This window comes from Pseudaeromonas pectinilytica, from assembly GCF_054780855.1.
On sequence record NZ_BAAGVN010000045.1, the window covers coordinates 1 to 6089 of the forward strand.

A 6089-nucleotide genomic window follows, 5' to 3' on the forward strand; every position below is an offset into this window, starting at 1 on the left:
ACGAGGGCGCATTACAACTGCCTCATGATAGCGCCGAGCAAATCGATATTGCCCAGATGTAACCCGGAGAGGGTAATACCGTTGGGTAAGGTGAGCGTCAAGCCGACTTCGTTCGTGACAGGAGCAGGCATGGCTACTCTGACAAAGCCAGGAAGAGAGTCCGAGGCCGCAGGCTGTTCGAGCTTTTTGCGCCAGTAAGCAAACTGGTGATAGACCAGTGCCTGGCTTTTGCAAAAGGCGTGGCCGGAGAGGCCGGAGTCAAGCCAGGCAGTGATCTGCTGNGAGCTGATTTTGGGAAAAACAGATGCCGATTCAAGGGCGCTTACGTCCCAGTGAGCGAAGCGAACGACTTAAACTATTTGTTGTGTGCCGCACGAAGTTGGATAAAAGCACCGCTACTATGGCCCACAGTTATTGCCGGTTACCGCTCGGCTGAAAACAACACGCCAGAAATAACCACTGCGGCGACCGTACGCCAGGAATTTAAACTGCAGGCAGGTTGGCCGAAGCGCAGAGCAGATGATATTAACGGATGCCCATTACCACCATGCTCTAATGCTCACCGCAACATGGCAGCCTACTATTTTTGTCAGCGCACGCCGCCAATTAATCCAATAACCGATTACATACAACTTCGTTTTATGCGGTGGCACGTAGTGCCATCCGACATTAAAATTTTGTTAGGTATGGCGAAACTCATACTTTAAAAATAAGGGCTCAGATTATAAAGCCCTTAAAGGCGAACTAGCTCAATAGTTAACCTAGTTGTTTTTTTGAGCAAGTTTTTTTAGCTTCGCTAGACAGTCTATATGAAAAACCATACTCCTCTTTCGATTTAATAATTAATCGGTTTACGACATCATCAGAGATTTTATTTCCGTCTTTGTCAAAGAGTTGCATGCTATCTTCTCTTCCTGGAAATAACTTTATGACTTGACGTAAAGAGGTTTCTTTCTGAGGGCCTTCTAGAAAATCATCAGCATGGCTGCCTGTAGCAACCCAAACAGCATAGCTGAATGAGCAAGAACCATTCGCTGATGTGGATTTAGTAGAAAAGTCTTTTTCTGCATCTTTATATGCTTTTTCTTCGATTTTCGATGGGTCTCGAGAATTTCCTACACAAAATGCAGCAGGCCCAGAGCCATACCCTTCTTTAAAGCTATCAGTTGCACACTTATACGCATCTTTATATTCAGGCGTATTTTTATAACCTGATGCAGAAGCATATGGCATGCAACTAAGCGATAAAATTAATAAGCCTAATTTAATTTCTTTTTTCATATTTACTCCTTCCCCGCTGATAATATTAATAGACGCATATGTGGGGGGCATTTGCGCCAACCTAACATTTTAGTTATGGGGCGCGCGGCTTTTATGCGCGTCCCAGTGAGCGAAGCGAACGAATTAAACTATTTGTTATGCATAATCTCACGAATCGCATCAATCAAACCATAAACCAGCAGTGAGTTTTGAACTCTTGCTTCTGGATGTGCAAATATTATTACAGGCTTCTCGTTGGAGTTTAAATACCACTTTATACCTCGACTTGTTTCAAAAACGTCGTATGGGGTTAGGTCTAAAGCCCAGCGCAACTCCCAGCCAGTTCCACAGCATATTGTTAGATCTGGATTGTAAATGGCGTATTGTCGTTTGATAAATGACTGATCCTCTACAACAACTTTTTTGAACTTGGCTAGGGCGGTGGTGTGACTGCCAGGTGATTTTTTCAAGTTCATAGCACAAATAGAGCGTAAACAATCAATTCTATTTTCTTCTGTTATCTTTTCCAAAGAACTCCATTTTTTTTCGTCACTGATGTTTTCAATGCATTGTATCCAACGAGTAATGTTGTCCCATGTTTGTGGGCGAGCACCTTGTCTAATGAATTCTCTTAGATCCCAGTTCCCGCCATCTTCATCATTTACTTCTTTAAGTACAAAACACAGTTTCGTTTTTGAATTAACATAATCAATTTCAGATACAACACCATCAAAGACAAAACCATCTCTTTTTCCTTTCCATTCCTCAAATAATAATAGTTCTTGTTTTGTAATGTTCATAACCCCTCATTAGCATAACATTTTAGTTATGGGGCGCGCGGCTTTAGGCGCGTCCCAGTGAGCGAAGCGAACGACTTAAACTATTTGTTATACAAATCTAATTAGCGAGCCGCTCCGCTTTGCTTTCCAATAAGCATCACGGATTTCTTTGATGTAGTTTTTACCTAATGTGACGTTGCATCTTGCCAGCAGACCATCACACACAAGAATTCCGTTAAATGGGATTAGTGCGGTATTAACCACGGCAAACTCTTTGGATAGTTCTTCGATGCGCGTTGTTAATGCAAATGCCATATAGAAAGCACCTGTCTCTATATGCATAAAAGCATAACCATCTTTATAATTTTTAAGATATATGAATTTTCCATAAACTGCACGTCTCAGGTTGTTCACAAAATCACCACCAACAACACCTGACATTGCATCATTAATTTCATCAAGGCAGTTATAAATTTCAGGTCGAATGGCTGCAAACCCCAAGGCGCCATTTGGAAGCAAACCACCATTCAGGTACATCATCACCGCTTGATATTTATATAAGAAATCATCTGCGATATTTCGCTCAATAAGCATTCATGCGCACCATTTATATCGTATAACATTTTAGTTATGGGGCGCGCGGCTTTATGCGCGTCCCAGTGAGCGAAGCGAACGACTTAAACTATTTGTTATGCCAAACACTGGCTAGAAATGAATTCGCTATACAAGCCCTTGTGGCAACCATCATTGCTATCCATTCCGGGTTTGGTTAGGTAACCCTTTGGTTGAATGTAGCTATATATTATTTTCTCAGGCTTTGGTGACCAACGTATGTTGAACGCTGCCAATTTTGGGAAAAACTGCATCGAAGAATACGCAGGTATGTTATCGTGAATCCACCAAGCTAAGGCTTGCCAGTCATTCGTTTTTTCGTAGTAGTCCAGAAATGAGTTAACAACGATGCAGACTGTTGCACCTAAATCGCCATTTTTATCACGATAGTCCCAAATATGATGTGCGTAATTTGATTCGTTACTTGCGCAGTTATATTGATTTTTATTTTCAGCTCCTTTGCCATTAACTAAAGTGGAGCGGTAACCAGACCTGATGGAAATTCTGCCTAATTTCTTTTGGATTGGTTCTAAAATGTTTTGGCAAAGGTTTGAACCGGCTTCAATTGCAACATCAGGATACTCTGGAATGTTTGGCATTCCTTCAATTTGAGATATTTCAGAATACAAAAAATCGCGCATAAAAAATGAATCAGATAATCTAATTCTACCTAAATCTTCGAGCGACTTTACTGTTTTCGGTGATTTCATGCGCCCTCCTTGAGTACATAACATTTTTATTAACCGGTGCCGCTATGCGGCATCCGGTTAAATGAGTTGTTAGCTATTGCTTCCCTCAAGAAAATGACAATTCACTTGCCTGTTTTTCATAGAGATGTTTCTGGCGAAGGGCTGCAACTTGAATAACGGCTGGAATGGTAACACGGTATGCCGCACCGGCAATATCAATCGCTGTCCATAGACCTGTAATAACCCAGCCGATTGGACCAGTGAGGATGGCCATAGTCCGTGTTAGCGCTGCATTACCGGCAAGAGAGAGTCCTCGACCGATTAGTGCTTTCAGTACGGCATTCACGATAATGAGTGTAAGTTGATAGGACTTAAATCCTCCAGCGCGGAAAACTGCTTGAAATACGCCAACCATTGCTTCCGCGGTAATTCCATTAGTGTTTTTTACGCCTGTGGCTGCTGCAAGTTCTTTGATCTCTTCTGGAGTCATATTTTCGATAGCATCCGTCAGAATTTTCATCAAAAGATTGCCTTCGATTTTTTCAACGCTTGAACTCTTGTTGTAGTTAACTTTCAATTTGTCGCATACATCCATGAGTACTTCTTTGTACTCAACTCCTTTGCCTCCGCGCAGAATTGTGGCAAAACTGTTTGCGCCAAAACACTGGATTTCAGCTGCAATCAATTCCCAATATTTTTGGTGATCTGGATGATGGCGTTTGTAGAGCTCATTCATCGTTAGTTCTTCTGTGTATCTTACAGCACCATCGCGATCATGCGTCAAGCAAGAAACAAGATCCTCAAGTTCTTCTGACTTCATTTGTCCAAGAAACTCAAGGTCGCCGTCATAACGGTATGCCATATACCTTCTCCTGTGGTTGTGATTTGGATGTAGCTAACGCCTGGCTCAACTGCCGGAGGCTATTGGCGCCTTTTGTGCGGCTTTTTGCACAAAAGGTGACAATGGCCGGAGGTCAGATTGCAGCCACTTGTTAGTGGCCAACCGAAATGTCCCATAATAATGCTGACTTATCTAGTTGGCCCTGAAAACTTGCCTCAACACCTGATGAAAATATTAAGATGCAGCCATAATAGTCCCACAGCATTCTGTCTTTTGGGAAAATGTCAAAACCTGACATTATTCTCTCAAACTCATCAACTTCGATAGAATTTCTTAAACCATGGCATTCAATATTAGCTTTACCAATGTTAGGTTCTACTTTCTTGTTACTTTTAGACTGAAAACCGATGCATTCAGTCTCACCAGTTTCATGATGAAAGCCAAAATACAAATCATTATAAACCCATGCCACGGGATCCAGTTTACCGCCTCCCCCCCACTTAGCTATATGTTTGGGCTGACCAAAAACCTTTTTTATTTCATCTTTAGAAGAGCTGAGAGTTATATGGCCCAGCCTTGCTTCTTTAATAAATTCTATTAAATCGATCGATCTCATATGTCCACTAACGTTTAGATAACCGGCGCCTATAGGGGCCTTAAAATGCCAGCATATTCGCTGGCGCCAGGTTGATCTACCCAGGGTGAGAGCATGAATGTTCATTTTTCACTCACTGCTGTAATTCCAGCCAAAATGACTTGCTCCAGATAGTCGCTATTCATGGCGGCTATCTTTTGTTTGCGTCTGATGCTGGCGCTTTTGCCTTTCTCCGCTCGCAGCATATTCAGCGCCATATGTCTCACTGTTGCCAATATCTGAGCCGCGTCGCCACGATAGATGGGGCACGCATCTTCTTTCATCGTGACGTCCAGTACCCAGTGCAGCTGATTTTCTATACCCCAATGACCACGCACGCCTTTGGCGAACTGTTCTTCGGTCAGGGCAGCAGAGCTGATGTAATAGCGATATTCCAGTGATTCATTGCCCTTGCTATCACGGCGGTAGCCAATGGCCACGCCCAGCGTGCTCAAGCCTTTCCACATCGGGAATTGTTTTCCCATGTCGCCTGCTGGCATCACATGATATTCCCGGAGCTCTGTCCGGCCTCGTGATTGTTCAATCCTGGCTTGATGACTGCCTTCCCGTGCCAGAGGGGCAAGGGCCTCGCGTACTGCGCGATGCAGGGTTTCCTGATTGCCTTTGACGGCCAATAGATAGTCGCCACCCTTGTCCACAATCTGGGCGGCAATCTCAGTCTGGCAGCCCATTGCATCAATCGAAATCAGGCAGCCGGTCATATCGAGCAATTCCAGCAGTTCAGGGATCGCGGCGATTTCATTGGATTTGGCGTCTGTTTTTACTTGCCCGAGCACCATACCGTTGGCGCTGGCAAACGCACTGACCATATGGATGGTCGACTGTCGGTCGTCCCTGTTATAGGAACTACGCAGAACCTTGCCATCAATGGCGATCAGCTCCCCCTTGGCACGAGTGTTAACCGCTTGCATCCACTTGAGGAAGCAGGCCTGAAACTGCTCGGGAGCCAGGCTGGACATCACTCTGGCAATGGTATCGTGAACGGGTAAGCCCTTTGGAAACAATCCCTTATCCTGGAACCAGCGACTATGCGCTTGCCCGAAATCTTCAATATCTTCCCAACCCTCGCAGCCACCGATGACAGCGCAGACCGTCAGGAACAGGATGTCGAAGAGTGGATAAGATATTTTCGCGGATTGGCGCGGGTCGTGAAGTTCGGAAAAGAACTCGGAAAAGGCATCGAGCTGCATGGATGGCTCCCAGGAAAAGGGAGTATAAGATCACAACCCGATCTGCAGGTCAAAGCGTTCTGA

Annotated in this window: 8 protein-coding genes; all 8 read right to left on the bottom strand. The window is 44.3% G+C overall.

Features of this window, described 5'->3' with window-relative positions:
* Positions 1-11: 11 nt before the first annotated feature.
* Complete coding sequence (tnpA, locus tag ACYVG7_RS04175; RefSeq protein WP_460881982.1) at positions 12-290, bottom strand: IS66 family insertion sequence element accessory protein TnpA; 279 nt, start codon at positions 288-290, stop codon at positions 12-14.
* Between the two features lie 466 nt (positions 291-756).
* Positions 757-1281 carry a hypothetical protein gene (locus tag ACYVG7_RS04180; protein WP_460881976.1) on the bottom strand — a complete coding sequence of 175 codons (525 nt, stop codon included), beginning with the start codon at positions 1279-1281 and terminating at the stop codon, positions 757-759.
* 128 nt (positions 1282-1409) lie between these two features.
* Positions 1410-2060 (bottom strand): hypothetical protein, encoded by a 651-nt coding sequence (locus ACYVG7_RS04185; RefSeq protein ID WP_460881977.1) that lies wholly within the window; start codon positions 2058-2060, stop codon positions 1410-1412.
* Between the two features lie 87 nt (positions 2061-2147).
* Complete coding sequence (locus tag ACYVG7_RS04190) at positions 2148-2633, bottom strand: hypothetical protein (protein ID WP_447996341.1); 486 nt, start codon at positions 2631-2633, stop codon at positions 2148-2150.
* Between the two features lie 95 nt (positions 2634-2728).
* Complete coding sequence (locus tag ACYVG7_RS04195) at positions 2729-3361, bottom strand: peptidase M15 (protein WP_460881978.1); 633 nt, start codon at positions 3359-3361, stop codon at positions 2729-2731.
* An 85-nt stretch (positions 3362-3446) separates the two neighbouring features.
* A complete protein-coding gene (locus ACYVG7_RS04200) occupies positions 3447-4202 on the bottom strand; it encodes a YaaW family protein (RefSeq protein WP_460881979.1) in 756 nt (251 codons plus the stop codon).
* A 130-nt stretch (positions 4203-4332) separates the two neighbouring features.
* Entirely contained in the window at positions 4333-4902 is a 570-nt protein-coding gene (locus ACYVG7_RS04205; protein ID WP_460881980.1) for a hypothetical protein, read from the bottom strand.
* On the bottom strand, positions 4899-6026 hold the full coding sequence (locus ACYVG7_RS04210; RefSeq protein ID WP_460881981.1) for an ISAs1 family transposase: 1128 nt from the start codon (positions 6024-6026) through the stop codon (positions 4899-4901). Before ACYVG7_RS04210 ends, ACYVG7_RS04205 begins: the two co-directional genes overlap by 4 nt.
* Positions 6027-6089: the final 63 nt, after the last annotated feature.